The organism is Bowmanella denitrificans, from assembly GCF_002887595.1.
GTDB lineage: Bacteria > Pseudomonadota > Gammaproteobacteria > Enterobacterales > Alteromonadaceae > Bowmanella > Bowmanella denitrificans.
Window position 1 is genome coordinate 24762 of record NZ_PEBU01000014.1, and the last position, 16394, is coordinate 41155.

A 16394-nucleotide genomic window follows, 5' to 3' on the forward strand; every position below is an offset into this window, starting at 1 on the left:
AACTAACAGCGCCAGCAAAATTCGCTATTCGCAAGAGCCCCATTGTTGTTCTGATCCCAGGCCTTACGTCCATCACTGTAATAATACAGGGCACCATCTGTGGCCTGATTTGTGCCAGTCACAGGTGTGGCTTTAAGTACATAGCTATTGCCGTTGGCGGCTACCGCATCAATACTTAAATCGTATTGTTTGCTGGCAGTGGGTTCGGCAGAGGGCGAATGGGCATGAAAGACACTGGGACTGCCAGTATCCGCCCCCGCTGCGCCAGCTCCTTTGTAAGTAAAATTAGCGGCACGATGTCGCTCCATCGCACTGGCCAGCGCCATCAGGTCTGCCTGTGCGGCACTGCGATGGCTACTCACCGTAAAATTGATATAGGATGGATAGGCGACTGCCGCAATAATGCCAACGATAGCGACCACTATCATTAACTCTACCAGGGTATAGCCTGCGTTATTGTTCACGTTCATGCTCAGTTTTCCAAATACTTGGCTGCACCCGCTCAAAGCGCCCATAGATATTTTCCGCCAAACATTCAAAGGCGGAGCCACAAGGATCGTTTTCGTCAATCACGGCTGAGGTACACTCCGTACCAAGACAGACCACGGGTTTGACAATGTCTTCTATCAGGATCTTGGTGTCTGGCGCAATACCGGTTTGTTTCAGGTTGGCATGACGGTCCGCATGCTCTTTCTCACCATTATTGTTGAAATCTTTCACCGCATTGCCATTAATCAGTTCCACCAGATAAGCACGACTGTTACCAGTGGGCGGTGCGCACAAACTTTGGCTGATAGACGCCGGAACATAGGTGGTAAAAAACAGCTTGTAGTTGAGGATAAGTGGAGACGCCAGAACCTTCTCGCCACCGCTACCGAGACTGATATACCAGCCTTGCTTGCTGGCAAATGCAGCCGCTTCTATTTCACGTTGACTGCTGCTGGATGACGTCAATAAATGGTTAGTGGCATCATAAAGATCAGCCGTGGTAATGGGCGTACTGGGTAAGCCGTAATTACCATCCTGATCCAACGTAAAGACACCCTTATCCTTGATCATATACATATTGTCCTGGATCTGGGTGTTCAGCGGATGCGCCCGGTAACCTGAGCCCAGCGCTACCGCATAGTAGTGTTCGTTAGCCAGGCTGATTTCAGATACATCGGGGCCATAATAGAAACGCCGGTTGTCGGCGGCCGACCCATCGGTGGAAAAACTGGCCATTTGCGCACCGGTCACAAAATCAGCGCCGGTTTCGCCATTGTGAATATCCAGTCTGAACATCTGTCCGCCGGTATCCACTACATACATATGGTCTGCATAACCATCGTTTTCCCGGTCTATCACTGAGATTCTGGCCGGTATACTGTATTGCATGGTCGGCAAATTTAAATCCGCCCCGGCATCGCTGGCTGTCCACAACAAAGCACCGGTATCTGCATCCACCATATAAACGGCATTACCAACCACATCAGGGCTGCGCAATACTTTATTGTCCTGGTCAGCGTCATAACCACCGCCGAAAATCAGTACGGTCTTGCTGCTACCACCTATACGCACTTTGGTAACTGTGGGTCTTGACCAGCTTTGTCCCAGTTTGTCAAAGCCAGTACTGCCGCCTTCTATTTTAAACAGCAGTGATGGCTGAGTTTTATTGCTGATATCAAAGGCGTAGTAGTTCCTTCCGCCCCGCCGCATCCCCACATAAAGCAACTTACGGCCATCATCATGAATTCTTAGTACCAGGTCGCCATCCAGGCCATATATATGGTTAAAGCTGGAATTATTCTGGTAAAAGTCATAGAGGTTACTCATTAACTCCTTGGGCGTAATAGCAAAGTTTTCTGCGCCGGTTTCGGCGTCAAAAGAATGCAGAAAGCCCTGGTTAGTGGCTACCAGAATCGCACTGTCGGTATTACTGTAATTGACTATCACTGGCTGCGAGTGAATTGGGTCGCCCATTTGCAGTCTGACATCGGTAATATCACCGTCCGCGTCATCATCAAACAAATCTACGCCACGCGCCCACTTTAGCACAGCCTCTCTGGTGCTCACCTGGTCTACGGCAGCCGGAATGCCTAACTCGGGGGCAGCGATAGCATTATTGTTTTCATGCAATGTATTGGCCGATGCAGTGATAGGCCCGGTACCACTAAAGAAATAAATATTACGCAACAAACTTAAGCGACTGGCCGCCCCGCCCTCACGTACATCGTTACCGTCGGCCAAGGTAGACCAATAACTGTGGGCATTGTCATGGAAAAAGCCGGAGGCATCATCTACCGCATCCAGTCCCTGACTATCGAGAATGGTGTCACCACTGATTTTGTATTTTTTCAGGTTGCCAGGCCAGATTGTGCTCTCTGCGGGCTTAAACAGCGCAAAATATAACTCATCCTTGTGGGTCAGGCGGTTAAGCTGGTTTACCGCTACGCCAGGTGATACAAAGGTGGCATTGACGTCTTTTACCGTTTTCAGAATGCTCTGGAATGCATCTACCAGGTTCTCTGCACTGTCTGCGGTATAAAAACCCCCACCACCGTTTAACGCCAGTTGGTTAAGATAGTTATTGGCGGTGGCATTGGCAGCAAAGCCGATGGTATGTGTGACAATGCGTGCATCGATCACTGAATCCGCTGACTTACTGATGTTTTTGACCAGGTCAACACCACATTTTTCACCACTGTTATAGCCACTGGCACAATATTTACCCAGTAAGGCCTGAATCTTACTCACACTGTGGTTGTTATTGGCCTCGCCATCCGACAACAACACAATATGATTGTTGGTCTGACATTGCATATCGGTGATAGGGGAGATATAAGTGGCACCAGAGGGTATGTATTCGTTCATACAGCCTTTACCACTGAGATCATCTTCACTACAACCTGGCGGCCTGACAGAATCAGCCCCGGCATAAGACAGTCGGTGACTAACCCGGGTGGAGCGGCGCACATTTTCATTCACACTGGAGTTGCCGCGAGTCAGACCGTAATCCACCGGCAAACCACCATAGTAGCTCACCGCTTCATACAAGGTATCCACAATGGGTGTCAAACCATCTGCACTCAATTCGTCGACCTTATTAAGCAGATGCTCTCTTACTGTGGCGACCGTCTCTGGCGTGGCATTGCCCTGAAACTTAATCACCAGTCGCGGTGCTTCCGAGGGTTTGCCGTCATAGGTATAAGCAGCACGATCACCGTTAAAATCATAGGCGACAACCACCAAGTTATTACCGGGTTCCCAACCGCTGCGGTTCACTACCTGCTGAATTTGGTTAATCAATGACGGGGTCTGGTATACCTGGTTTCTGCTCCAGTTGGGAATGTTGGACCAGGTGGTACTGCTGGTTTTCGGCATATTTCTGACCATATAGCGGGAATGTGGCGAAAAGTCAGAGGTGTCGTCCAGATTGACAGCGGCTAATTTGAATGATGCATTACTGTTATCATTTTCGGCAGCAGTAAACTCCATCCATGCGTCCTGAATAACCACCCCCTGAGGTATGGCCAGATTTTCAAAGCGCATGCCAATGTATTCGTTGTAACTGTCGTTAAAGGTCAGCTGTGTACCGGTTGCATCATGGCCGTTGGACTTTTCTTCCACGTTATTAGCAGTCGAACTGACCTGATAGGTATGCTGCCCGGTGGCGCAACCCGTGGCACTTAATTTGTCGTAAGCCACCACCAACTGTGCTGACAGGCCGCTACCTTCTTCGTGGGAATGAATACGCCTGGCGGATGTGCCACCCAGCCCCTGACCGGTGACAATAATATTCAGCGCATTACCACCACACCAACTTCCCTGATCAACGATTTCCTGAATAACGTTGCTGATATCAGGAGTGTTAACCAACTCGCCACTTATTGGCCAGTCGTTGTCACTATTCCAGTCAATGGAACTGGCTGTTTTACTACGTGCCGAAATATTGCCGCTGGCCGTTGAGAAAGTGCTGCTATTGCCAACTAACTCCCCGGCAATATTGATATTGGCCGCCGCACTATTGAATTGGTCTGAGGTAAAACGAATAAAGGCTTTGGTAATTTGCGCACCGCGAGGAATATTGATATCGGTAAATCGTAGTCCTGATGTAAGGGTGGTAGTGCCATCCACCAGCTTCAGCGCATTGCCTCCCAGCGTGACAATGCCATTACTTTCATACGCGTCATCACTTGGATTAAGCACCGAAGTAATAAATTCCGGCTCTACAGGTTGGTCAATAGCCCGAACCGGGTACAATACCGGCCCCCCCAGATCGGAAAAGCGCATCAGCCCTGCATTAACGTTGGTAACAGATTGCAAGACGGTCTTGAGACCTTGCTGTACCCGCGCCATTCTGGACGTATACCCACCATCTTTATTGGTCATACTGCCTGAGGTATCCATAATAAACAGCACATTGGGATGGTAGGTCACCTGGTTGTTACCGGTGCCCAGATAGATTTCCAAATCATCAGCAAAAGCCGACCAACTAATCATTGTAGAGAGCATTGCACTGACAAGGCTTAGGCTAAATTTATTCATTTACCCTCTCCTATTGGTTGGACGGCGCAAATACCGCCGCTTTCAGGGTATTGGCAATAGCAAAAGACTGACCGTCTACCTGGCCACAGCCCCGCACCAGAAATACATGGCAGCTGATATTACTGCCGCCAATCACATTGCTGGAGCCAAGACAGGCTTCCTGGCGCACATAAGCCGTTTTAGACCAGGCTGTGGTCGCGGGAAGGTTGGCATAATGGCCTGCGGCCTGATGGACATTGCCCAAGGTCAGGCCGGCAGCGGTCAGGCTGCGTTCCGCCCAATTCACATTGTCGAAGCAACTGAAGGGTTGATTCAGCAGATCAATGGCATTGCGCTGCCGCGCTTCGGATAACGGGTCCATCAGAGTATCATCGGTTAGCACTTGCGGATCTTCGGCTTCGAAGATCACGCCGGCAATCGCTGCCTCTGCGGCATCAAAGGCCAGCAATTGCTTTTCCATGGAAATGGCCATCTTGTTTTGCATCAGGCTGCTGCTAACGGCTGAAACCCCCAATATGGTCAGGCTCATCAGCACCAACAGGGCCAGTACTAACACTAAACCTTGCTGTCTCATATCTTTCTACTTCGCATTTGATTTTTAACATTGCGCAGGGAAATGGTGGATTCAAACTTTTTGAATAACCGCTTCTCTGCAGGTGTAATGGGGGCTTCGTTTAGAAGCTTAAAACTGGGCACAGGATCGATAGTCACTTCGCCATCCCCCTGTACAAGCACAGCAATTCGAATCGCCACAATGGCTGCGTTTGCAGCACGCAGCGCTGGCAACTGATCAGCAGTCACATAGGTGACCGGTCTGGCGGAAAAGTCGTTGGACACCTGGTGATCGGCGATACCGTAAAGCACCTGAAAGCTTTGTACCTGGTCCAGCAGGGAAAACGCCGCATCGGCATTATTGCCCACCGCATTACGCTGACCGCGCAACACCCGACCATCGAATCCCCGGCATTTCAGGCTGTCACCGTCTAGAAAATATTCATTAACCACAAAGAATTCTTCGGGATCGGCATAGCCAAGCTTGTAGCCACGGCAGTCGCGCAGCCCTTGAAACGCTACAACCAGGGTATCCGGTGCACCATTGGCTCCTTGAGTGGCGCCAAGCGCCGGGCGGTTGATAAAGTCACCGGGTAATATAACAGGACGGTTTTGCAAAAATGCCGCTTCATCCACTATATCCACGATGCGGCTGAGGTTGGGTGAGGTAGAATCGTACAATCCGGCCATCAGTAGATCATTGCGCATCCTGCCAATGATAAACCGGCCACCTTCCTGTGCTGAGGCCATGGCACGATTCAGTCGCTCGGTAACCTGGTTGGACACCATCACCTGCACAATGGCGCCGGAAATTAACAATCCCAGCACCAGTGTGATCATTAGTTCCACCAGACTGAAGCCGCGCTGTCTCATAAGGTCACGTCCAGTACCACACAATCCCTGGGATCATTGGAATTGGCGGGATTACACAAAGCGTTAAGCTGCCTGTCGATGTTCTGCCAGTTTGCCGCTGGCCAGCTAATCATAATGCGGTGCCTGGAACCGGCACTACAGGCATCAGCATCTAATAAATCATTGTCGCTGCAAGTCAGGTTGATGTTAGCTGCGGGGTTGGTGGCGGCCATAGAACAGGACACCTCATAAGCATCAAACTCGGCAAATTGTCCCGGTGTACATTGACCACTGCTGCAATCCGGAATCGCAGCCGGTATCGCCAGGCAATAACAGTTGTAGGTATTACCACTGGCGCAGGCCCCCAGATTATCAAAGTTATACAGGTTATTGGTAAAGTAGCTGTTATCCACCACCATACTATTGGCAGTATTCGACATCTTTGCACTGGCTCGCAGCCTTTCAGCCAACTGCTGGGTGATGATGACAGCCTGAGAACGGTTCAGTGCATCGGCATTGGAAAATGAACCAATGAATTGTAAAGAGGCAACGCCCAACAAGCCGATGGACAAAATAAACAGGGTCACCAGGATTTCAATCATCCCGACCCCAACTTGTTGATTTGGCAGTTTCATGCCAGTAGCAGACATTTTCACCTTGACCTCAACGTTAAACCCGATCCAGTCGCATACCGGACGCTATTTCAGCTTAGTACAAGGTACTGCATATTTAGGTGCTTTTGGTTATACGTAGGTGTGGATGGGTATGGGAATAGACTGACTAATAACCAGCCTCAAGCGCGGTTGGGGTTTAACCAAAACTAACTGCGAAGCCCATAGAATAGGGCTGAATGGCCTGACTCACTCCAAGGCCGGTAAAAACCACAGGCGCCATAAGGCGCCTGTGGTATAGTGCAAAGTATGATGTTGCATACCTAGATGCGCATGTTCCTAAGACACTTCGCGAACCCGCAACTCCTTAGGTACGGCAAACTCAATGTTTTCCTTACGCCCTGGCGTTTCAATAACCACTGAGGCGCCTTTTTCACGTAAGCGATTCACCACACCCTGCACCAACACTTCAGGGGCTGATGCACCCGCGGTTACACCAATATTCGTGGTGTTTTCCAACCATTCCGTTTGAATGCAGTCGGCACTGGCAATTAAATACGCCCTGGCACCAATCTTTTCAGCCAGTTCCTTAAGCCGATTGGAGTTTGAGCTGTTCTGCGCCCCCACTACCAGCAGTACATCACAGCGCCCTGCTAATTCGCGCACAGCATCCTGACGATTTTGTGTGGCGTAGCAGATATCATCTTTGCGCGGCCCTTCAATGGCTGGAAACTTGCTGCGCAGCGCGTCAATCACATCGGCCGTATCATCCACCGACAACGTGGTCTGACTGCAATAGTGCAGTTGCGTGGGATTTTTTACCTGCAATGCCACGACATCATCCACCGACTCCACCAGATAAATGCCGCCGTTAGGATTGTCATACTGTCCCATTGTACCTTCCACTTCGGGATGTCCCTGGTGACCAATCAGAATACACTCAATCCCTTTGTGACTGGCGCGAGTGACCTCCATATGCACTTTGGTAACCAGCGGGCAGGTGGCATCAAAGACCTTCAGGCCCCTTCGCTCGGCTTCTTTGCGCACCGCCTGGGATACACCATGGGCAGAAAAAATCACGATACTGTCATCCGGCACTTCAAACAGTTCGTCAACAAATCTGGCGCCCCGCGCTTTTAACCCGTCCACCACAAATTTGTTGTGCACCACTTCATGGCGTACGTAAATAGGTGGCTCAAAAATCTCCAGCGCCCGCTCCACAATGGTAATGGCCCGGTCAACGCCGGCGCAAAAGCCTCTGGGGTTGGCTAGATGGATCTGCATTCTGCCTCTCTTACCCATACCGTTTGTTGCGATACGGATTGGGTTATTCAGTTGTACTTAGCTATCCAGTTCCTGATTCAGGATCTGAACGATTTCCACATCAAAAATGACTTTCTGACCAGCCAGTGGATGATTGAAATCAACCGTCACAGAATCGCCCGCCACGTCACGCACAATACCCGGAATTTCCACACCACCCGGCTGGGTGAAGGCGATGATCATGCCAGGCACCGGCGGTGTTTCACTACCAAATTTGCTGCGATCCATATGATGGATGTTATCCGGGTTAGGCATGCCAAAGGCATCTTGTGGTGCCAGGGTGAAGGCTTTTCGCTCCCCTACGTGCATGCCCATCAGGCAGGCTTCAAAATTGGGCGTCAAATTACCATCGCCAATACGCAGTTTGGCTGGCTTATTATGCACTCTGGTGCTGTCAGCGGCAGAGCCGTCCTCCAGCTTAAGGTCAAAATGCAGCACTACGGTGCTGTTGTGATCCACTAATGGCTCAGTCATCGGATTTCACTCCGTTATTCCGAAAGGCATCAATAATCAGCAGTGCAGCCCCGACACAAATTGCACTGTCGGCGATATTAAAGGCTGGCCAGTGCCAGTTGCCAACGTAGAAATCCAGAAAGTCCACCACATAACCGTAGGCCATACGATCAATCAGGTTACCCAATGCCCCGCCTAAAATCAGCGCAAAGGCACAGGGTAATAACACCTGCTCGCGCTTACTTTGCCTAAGCCAATACAAGATCAGCACACTGACGGTTACAGCAATACCAGTGAAGAACCAGCGCTGCCATCCACCGGCATTACTCAGGAAGCTAAATGCCGCCCCATAGTTATGCACATAGGTAAAGTTAAAAAATGGCACCAGAGGAATTGACTGATAAAGCTGCATAGCATCCACCACCAGCAGTTTTGTCAACTGGTCGATCAGAATAACCACTGCGCTAAGCCACAAAAAACGCAGACCGGTGCTTTTGAACAGATTAAGCATAATGACGTTGCTCACCTTCACCATCAACGTTTTCAATACAACGTCCGCACAACTCGGTATGCTCAGCATGCTGCCCCACGTCTTCTCGGTGGTGCCAGCACCGTACACACTTATTGCCCGCAGCTTTGCGTACTTCAACCCACAGCCCTTGTACGTCAGTATCATTTAACTGCGCAGGACGAGCATCGACAGACTGCACCTTCGCGGCAGAGGTAATCAGCACAAAGCGCAATTCATTTTCCAGACTGGCCAGTTGACCGGCCAAAGCAGGTTGACAATACAGCAGTACATCGGCTTCCAGAGAGCCGCCAATCTCACCACCACGACGGGCATCTTCCAGGGCTTTATTGACAGCATCTTTTACCGCCAGCACCTGTTGCCAGAACTCATCGCCCTGGGTCTGGCCAATGTGCATATCTTCCAAAGCCTGATACCAACTGTTGGTAAACACATACTGTTCCCGCTCACCCGGCAATGCCTGCCAGATTTCCTGGGCAGTAAAACTCATGATAGGTGCCATCCAGCGCACCAGGGCTTCGGCAATATGATACAGGGCAGTCTGACAAGAGCGGCGTGCTACGCTGTCGGCTTTGGCGGTATATTGTCTGTCTTTGATCACATCCAGATAGAAGCTACCCAGTTCGATGGAGCAGAACTGCATCAACTTTTGCACCACCACCAGGAAGTCGTAATGGTCATAGGCAGCAATCAGCTCTTTCTGCACATATTTAGCGCGGCTTAGCATCCAGCGATCCAGCGCCACCATCTGCTCAACAGGCACCAGATCGGTGGCCGGATTAAAGCCATTCAGGTTAGCCAGCAGGAAACGGGCAGTATTGCGGATACGACGATAGGCATCGGCGGAGCGTTTGAAAATCTCATCGGAAACGGTGATTTCCGAGCGGTAGTCAGTTGAAGCCACCCACAGACGTAATATGTCGGCCCCCAGCTTGTTGATGATCTCCTGCGGCGAAATGGTATTGCCCAGTGACTTGGACATTTTCCTGCCGTTGGCATCAACAGTGAAGCCATGTGTCAGCACCTGCTTGTAGGGTGCATGTCCTGTGGCGGCAACGGACGTCATCAATGACGACATAAACCAGCCACGATGTTGATCCGAGCCTTCCAGGTACAAATCCGCACCGGCCGGAATATCATCTCGCCTGTCTACCACAAAATAATGGGTTACCCCTGAATCAAACCAAACATCCAGGGTATCTTTGACTTTCACATAGGTATCAGCATCCTCACCCAGCAATTGTGCCGCATCTAAATCCCACCAGGCCTGAATACCCTTCTGCTCCACCGCCTGGGCAACTTGCTCAAGCAGTGCATGGCTGTTGGGGTGCAGATCGCCGGTATCTTTGTGCACAAACAAGGCAATGGGAACGCCCCAGGTACGCTGACGGGAAATACACCAGTCTGGACGACCTTCCACCATTTTTTCAATACGGCTTTGTCCCCAATCCGGGATCCACTGGGTTTTGGCGATTTCTTTCAGTGAGTCAGCACGCAGGCCATTTTTGTCCATGCTGATAAACCACTGCGGGGTGGCCCGGAAAATAATCGGGGTTTTATGCCGCCAACAGTGCGGATAGCTGTGCTCATAGGCATGGTGATGCAAAAGCGCGCCTTTTTCTTTCAGCACGTCAATCACATGGTCATTGGCCTTAAATACATGCTCGCCGGCAAATAAAGGAGTGTCAGGTAAATAAACGCCGTTAGCGCCAACCGGATTGGCCACTTCCAGACCGTACTCTTTGCCAACATTAAAGTCATCCACACCATGACCTGGCGCGGTATGCACACAGCCGGTACCTGACTCTGTCGTCACATGGTCGCCCAGAATCACCGGCACATCAAAATCATAAAATGGATGGGCAACACGCAGATTTTCCAGTGCCTTACCCTTGCAGTAACCTAGGGCGTGGTAATGACTGACACCAAATCTGTCCATGCACTGGTCCATTAATTCGGCGGCCACCACCAGACGTTGTTTGCCCTGCTCGGTTTCTGCCTGCACCAGCACATATTCCAGTTTAGGGCTTACCGATACGGCTCTGTTGGCTGGTAAGGTCCATGGGGTAGTGGTCCAGATTGCCACGGATACCGGTCCTTCACCCACATGGTTTTCCGGGTGGGCAAAGGCCTCGACCATAGCCGCTTCGTCGATAGCACGAAAGGCCACATCGATAGAAGGCGAAGTCTTGTCTTTGTATTCCACTTCGGCTTCGGCCAGAGCTGAGCCACAATCGGTACACCAATGTACCGGCTTGAAGCCCTTTTCAAGGTGCCCTTTGTCGATGATGCCGCCCAGGGCGCGGATAATATCGGCCTCAGATTGGAAATCCATGGTTTTATAGGGTTTGTCCCACTCACCAAAGACGCCCAATCGAATAAAATCTTTCATCTGCCCGGCAATTTGCTTTTCAGCATAATCGCGGCAATGCTGACGAAACTCAGCCTCGGACACTTTTTTGCCGGGTTTACCGACTTTCTTCTCTACCTGCAATTCGATCGGTAAACCGTGGCAATCCCAGCCTGGCACATAGGGCGAATCAAAATCAGACAGCGTTTTGGACTTAACAATAATGTCTTTCAGGATCTTGTTAATAGAGTGACCCAGGTGAATGTCGCCGTTTGCATACGGAGGGCCGTCATGCAAAATGAACGGCTTATTACCCGCCTTGGCGGCACGTATCTTGTGATACAAGCCATCTTCCGTCCACTGCTTAAGCATCTCAGGCTCACGCTGCGCCAGGTTGCCACGCATGGGAAACTCAGTTTCCGGCAAATTCAAGGTATGTTTGTAATCGCTCATCGATCCTCAATTCCACTATTAGAACAGGCGTATCGCACTGCTGGCATAACGCCTTAACCGGGCAAGTCGCCCTTAAGCCGAGAGTAACTCCCTGGCTTTACTGGCATCCTGCCGTATCTGTTGTTGCAATGCTTCCAGCGAAGCAAACTTCATTTCGTCCCGGATCTTAACCACCGGAATCACTTCGATATGACGACCATACAAGGCCGCTGAAAAATCAAACACATGCACTTCCAACTGGCTACGCTGACCATTTACGGTTGGACGATTGCCGATATTGGCGACCCCCTGATAGGTTTGCCCCTGGACCTTAACCCGCACGGCAAACACCCCAGCTAATGGGGCCCGGCAACGGTTTAACAACACATTGGCGGTAGGAAATCCCAGGGTCCGGCCCTTTTTATCACCGTGTACGACTTTGCCGGAAATGCCAAAGGGTCTGCCCAGCATGGCCTCTGCCAGTTGAAAGTCAGATAAGGCCAGAGCCCGGCGAATTACAGTGGAACTGATACGGCAGTCCTGCAAACGAAAACTGCGGGTACTGACCACATCGAAACCACAGTGCACGCCTTCACTTTGTAGCATGGTGAAATCGCCGCTGCGACCTTTGCCAAAGCGAAAATCGTCCCCTACCACCAGAAACCGGATACCCAGGCGCTTCACTAATAAATCTTCAACAAAATCACTGGCCGACAGCTGTGAAAACGCCTTATCAAACCGAATGCACAGCAAGCGATCCACGCCCAGCTTGCGCAACTGTTCGTATTTGTCGCGTAGCCTGCTAATTCTGGCCGGTGCACTCTCGGGGCTGAACACCTCTTCAGGCTGCGGTTCAAATACCATGACAGTCGCCGGAAGTTGCATGGTACGGGCCTTATCAATCAAACGTTTAAGTACCGCCTGATGCCCTAAATGCACACCATCAAACTTGCCAATGGTCAGCACACACCCTTTATGTCGTTCACGGATGTTATGCAGGCCACGAATCAGTTCCACCAGCTACCCCTTGTTGGTTGCGGCTTTCGCCCGTGCAAAAATCACGGGATTATAACCGACTGTCCGCTTAATTAAAGCCCAGTGTCAAGGGCAAAGCATCTATCCATGCGCTTTATTCAAATCGCCGGGCCTTAATCCCAGAGCCAGGGCACTCAGCAGCAAACACAGCAATGCCAAACCGATCAACCTGCATAATTCCGTGATTTGCGCTATTAGCGGCAGTTGCTGCCATACATCGGCTGCGGGTTTTAACCACATTAACAAAGCTACCATAACCAGGGTCGCCAGCATCACCCGGGCCAGAAACAAGATTGTATCGCGACTTATTTGATATACAGCGGTTCGGTGCAGTTTCTGATACAGCAGAATGGCGTTAAGGCTGGCTGACAAAGCGGTGGCAATGGCCAGACCAACATACCCGAATGGAAATGCCAGAATAATGTTAAACAACATATTGGCCGCCATCGCCCAGATCCCGTACCTGACTGGCGTTTTTGTGTCCTGTCTGGAAAAGAACCCCGGTGCCAGCACCTTGATCAGCATAAAACTCAACAACCCACAGCCATAAGCCATCAAGCTATATGACGCTTTCTGCGCATCACTGGCATCAAACTCGCCGCGCACAAATAAAACCGTTAGCAGCGCTTCGGCAAGCACAATCAATCCCGCTGCCGCCGGAATTCCCAGTAAGCACACCATACGTACGGCCCAATCCATGTTAGCCTGAAACTTAACGCTGTCAGCACTGACATGATTGCGGGATAAGGTGGGCAGGATCACGGTCGCAATAGCAATACCGAATAAACCCAGGGGAAATTCCAATAAACGGTCAGAGTAATACAGCCAGCTAATTGAGCCTGTCACCAGAAAACTGGCGATAAAAGTATCCAGCAACAAATTGATTTGGCTGACTGATACGCCAAACAAGGCTGGAATCATCAATTTCCTGACTTTGGTCACATTGGGATCTCGCCAGCCCCACCGGGGTTTGGCCACCAGCCCCGTACGCAACAGAAAGGGCAACTGGAAAAGCAGTTGCACCAAACCACCGAAAAACACCCCCCAGGCCAGGCCAACAGCCGGCTCTGCCAATTGCGGCGATAGATACAGTGCAGCACTGATAATACAGACGTTCAGTAATACCGGGGTAAAAGCAGCGACAGCAAATTTATTCAAAGTATTGAGAATGGCCCCGGAAAGCCCGGTAAGCGTGATAAAGAACAAATAAGGGAAGGTGATTTTCAGCATTAAGGCGGCCAATTCAAATTTAGCGCCATCAGCCCCACCTTGCAGATAATCAATAAACCAGCCGGTGCCAAACAATGCCGCCAACACAGGTGAACCAATGACTCCCAGCAACGTCACCACCAGCACCAGGGTCCCCAGCGTCCCGGCAGTACGAGCCAGAAACAGTTTCAGTTTCTGCTCATCGCCCTCAGCGTGCACCTGGCTAAGCACAGGCACAAAGGCTTGGGCAAATGCGCCTTCGGCAAACAGTCGGCGTAAAAAATTAGGAATTTTGTTGGCAAAAAAGAACACATCCGCCGCCGCGCCAGCGCCCATTAAATTGGCAACAACAACGTCTCGGGCCAAGCCCAGAATTCTTGACAACAACGTCATAAAACTGACAATCAATCCGGATTTCAGCAACTTAACCGACACACAAAGTCCCCAGACAAAAACAGCGCTCTATTATGCGGGATCCGGGCCATGTTGAGAAACACAAATGCCCTCGCAAATGTTGTCCAATAAAGCGGCAAAAGCATTTGACAAATACGCCAATAATGGGAATAATCCGCACCCTTAAATTTTGACAAGAATCTTTTGGGAGTTTCACCTTGGCTAACATCAAGTCTGCTAAGAAACGTGCTATCCAGGCCGAAAAACGTCGCCAGCACAACGCCAGCCGTCGCTCCATGACGCGTACCAGCATCAAGAAAGTGATCGCTGCTATCGCCACTGGTGACAAAGCTGCTGCTGAGGCCGCTTTCGCTGCTGCAGTTCCAGTATTGGACCGCATGGCTACCAAAGGCTTGATCCACAAAAACAAGGCTGCCCGTCATAAGAGCCGTCTGGTTGCTAAGATCAACGCTTTGGCCTGATGCCCGTTCCTGCAATTCTGACTATCAGGGATTGTATTAAAAAAAGCGCCTGTCGGCGCTTTTTTTATGTCCCGGTCAATACGCCTTCTGACAAATCAAAATAGCTGATATCGCCCTTTGCCAGGCTAATGTTTCTGTGACGGTTACATTTTCTTACGTTGATATACATTTCCCCGCCCTTGCAAGTCAAGACAGTTTAAGCTGGCTCTGATAGAATCCAACGCTCTTTAAAACAGGCAATCTGTCAGCCAAGACACCTGGGAATTCTTGTTGAACAAGGCACAACACCTTACTTTTATCAGTGTCACGCTGTGCATTTTACTGTTGCTGGCGGCCACCCTGATCCCAATGCCACAGTTAATTACCTATGAGCGTGCCAACATTGTTTCCAAGAGTATTTACTGGCAGGGGTTCGGCGAATCCGGACAACTGCTGGATGCCAATGCCAGCTTTGTCAAAATAGATAAAGACACCAACAATCTGCATGTGTGTCATAGATTCGAACGTGGCGACACCTGCCAGCAATACAGAGTGATAGAAACGCAGGGGCTGACTGCCGTTATTCGCCACCTGCTCTGATATTTTCCCTTGTATTAGCATTTGCTTAGCGTCAACCGCACTTCGGTTGCTTCCTGCCTGCACCACCAACATTAGGCTTTAACAAAAAGCCATCCAGATGCTGTTGCGCGTCACACAAAAGAGGCAATTGTCATGACACTTTCAAATTAACGTCACGTTTTTGTAAGAGGCATTGCCTAGTCTTTGAACAAAAGTCGACGCAAGGCAGGCTAATTTATGACTGAAAAACGCCACTACCGCACCGTATGGCTGTCTGACATTCACCTCGGCTACAAAGACTGCAAAGCCGAGTACTTGTTGGATTTTCTGCGCCACAGCCGCATCGAAACCCTGTATTTGGTAGGGGATATCGTCGACATGTGGGCCATGAGCAAACAGTTTATGTGGCCTAAAGCCCATAATCAGTTGTTCCATCGCCTTATTTCACTGGCCAATGAAGGCACAAAGGTCATCTACCTGCCAGGTAATCATGATGAACCGGCGCAAAAATATGATGGTATGGCCTTCGGTGAGGTGGAAATTCATCGTCAGTATATTCATACCACTGCCGATGGAAAAAAGCTGCTGCTGCTGCACGGTGACCAGTTCGACCAGGAAGTCTGCTTTGGTAAGTTCCACGCCTGGATAGGCGACAAAGCCTACGACTTACTGCTATTTGTCAATCGCTGGTATAACAAAGCGCGTGCCTGGCTGGGTCAGCCATATTGGTCATTAGCAGGCTACATCAAAAGTCGGGTGAAAGGGGCCAATGAAGCCATTGGTCGTTATCGTGATATTGGCTGTAGAACCGCCAGGGACATGGGTATGGATGGTCTGGTGTGCGGACATATCCATCATCCGGAAATCACTCAAAATCAGGGAGTATTGTATTGCAATACCGGCGACTGGATTGAGAATTGCTCGGCCCTAACCGAAGACAGCCGGGGCCGGTTAAATTTAGTTTACTGGACGCAAATTCAAACTCAGGTACAGGCGTTGCCGCGCAAGGCCAGTGCCAAACGGGCGGCTTAGGCAATGGCCTAGGTCAGCCTACCGTCATTAAACCGCAATAAAAAGCTCACAAAAAC

14 protein-coding genes are annotated in these 16394 nt (G+C 50.4%); 3 read left to right on the forward strand and 11 right to left on the reverse strand.

Annotation, left to right across the window (positions count from 1 at the left end):
- Nucleotides 1-2 precede the first annotated feature (2 nt).
- From CSR04_RS20785 to murJ, 11 genes are all read right to left on the reverse strand, one after another.
- The gene (locus CSR04_RS20785; protein ID WP_102798267.1) at nucleotides 3-470 is read right to left on the reverse strand and encodes a type IV pilin protein; all 468 of its coding nucleotides are present in this window, start codon (nucleotides 468-470) and stop codon (nucleotides 3-5) included.
- On the reverse strand, nucleotides 454-4527 hold the full coding sequence (locus tag CSR04_RS20790; protein WP_102798268.1) for a PilC/PilY family type IV pilus protein: 4074 nt from the start codon (nucleotides 4525-4527) through the stop codon (nucleotides 454-456). Before CSR04_RS20790 ends, CSR04_RS20785 begins: the two co-directional genes overlap by 17 nt.
- A 10-nt stretch (nucleotides 4528-4537) precedes the next feature.
- A complete protein-coding gene (locus CSR04_RS20795; protein ID WP_102798269.1) occupies nucleotides 4538-5101 on the reverse strand; it encodes a PilX N-terminal domain-containing pilus assembly protein in 564 nt (187 codons plus the stop codon).
- Nucleotides 5098-5952, reverse strand: coding sequence for a PilW family protein (locus CSR04_RS20800; RefSeq protein ID WP_102798270.1), 855 nt, complete (start codon nucleotides 5950-5952; stop codon nucleotides 5098-5100). Before CSR04_RS20800 ends, CSR04_RS20795 begins: the two co-directional genes overlap by 4 nt.
- On the reverse strand, nucleotides 5949-6581 hold the full coding sequence (gene pilV / locus CSR04_RS20805) for a type IV pilus modification protein PilV (protein ID WP_281259804.1): 633 nt from the start codon (nucleotides 6579-6581) through the stop codon (nucleotides 5949-5951). Before pilV ends, CSR04_RS20800 begins: the two co-directional genes overlap by 4 nt.
- A 300-nt stretch (nucleotides 6582-6881) precedes the next feature.
- A complete protein-coding gene (ispH, locus tag CSR04_RS20810; protein ID WP_102798271.1) occupies nucleotides 6882-7826 on the reverse strand; it encodes a 4-hydroxy-3-methylbut-2-enyl diphosphate reductase in 945 nt (314 codons plus the stop codon).
- A gap of 57 nt (nucleotides 7827-7883) precedes the next feature.
- Entirely contained in the window at nucleotides 7884-8339 is a 456-nt protein-coding gene (gene fkpB / locus CSR04_RS20815) for an FKBP-type peptidyl-prolyl cis-trans isomerase (protein ID WP_102798272.1), read from the reverse strand.
- The gene (gene lspA, locus CSR04_RS20820) at nucleotides 8332-8829 is read right to left on the reverse strand and encodes a signal peptidase II (RefSeq protein ID WP_102798273.1); all 498 of its coding nucleotides are present in this window, start codon (nucleotides 8827-8829) and stop codon (nucleotides 8332-8334) included. Before lspA ends, fkpB begins: the two co-directional genes overlap by 8 nt.
- On the reverse strand, nucleotides 8822-11650 hold the full coding sequence (gene ileS, locus CSR04_RS20825) for an isoleucine--tRNA ligase (RefSeq protein WP_102798274.1): 2829 nt from the start codon (nucleotides 11648-11650) through the stop codon (nucleotides 8822-8824). The genes lspA and ileS overlap by 8 nt, the downstream gene beginning before the upstream one ends.
- 72 nt (nucleotides 11651-11722) lie before the next feature.
- Nucleotides 11723-12646: a bifunctional riboflavin kinase/FAD synthetase gene (gene ribF / locus CSR04_RS20830; RefSeq protein ID WP_102798275.1), complete on the reverse strand. Its 924-nt coding sequence runs from the start codon at nucleotides 12644-12646 to the stop codon at nucleotides 11723-11725.
- 99 nt (nucleotides 12647-12745) lie between these two features.
- Nucleotides 12746-14308 carry a murein biosynthesis integral membrane protein MurJ gene (gene murJ, locus CSR04_RS20835; protein ID WP_102798276.1) on the reverse strand — a complete coding sequence of 521 codons (1563 nt, stop codon included), beginning with the start codon at nucleotides 14306-14308 and terminating at the stop codon, nucleotides 12746-12748.
- Between the two features lie 176 nt (nucleotides 14309-14484).
- On the opposite strand from murJ, the gene rpsT reads away from it, so the two are divergent.
- From rpsT to CSR04_RS20850, 3 genes are all read left to right on the forward strand, one after another.
- A complete protein-coding gene (gene rpsT / locus CSR04_RS20840; protein WP_102798277.1) occupies nucleotides 14485-14748 on the forward strand; it encodes a 30S ribosomal protein S20 in 264 nt (87 codons plus the stop codon).
- Between the two features lie 270 nt (nucleotides 14749-15018).
- A complete protein-coding gene (locus CSR04_RS20845) occupies nucleotides 15019-15327 on the forward strand; it encodes a hypothetical protein (protein ID WP_102798278.1) in 309 nt (102 codons plus the stop codon).
- A 216-nt stretch (nucleotides 15328-15543) separates the two neighbouring features.
- Nucleotides 15544-16338, forward strand: coding sequence for a UDP-2,3-diacylglucosamine diphosphatase (locus CSR04_RS20850; protein WP_102798279.1), 795 nt, complete (start codon nucleotides 15544-15546; stop codon nucleotides 16336-16338).
- Nucleotides 16339-16394: the final 56 nt, after the last annotated feature.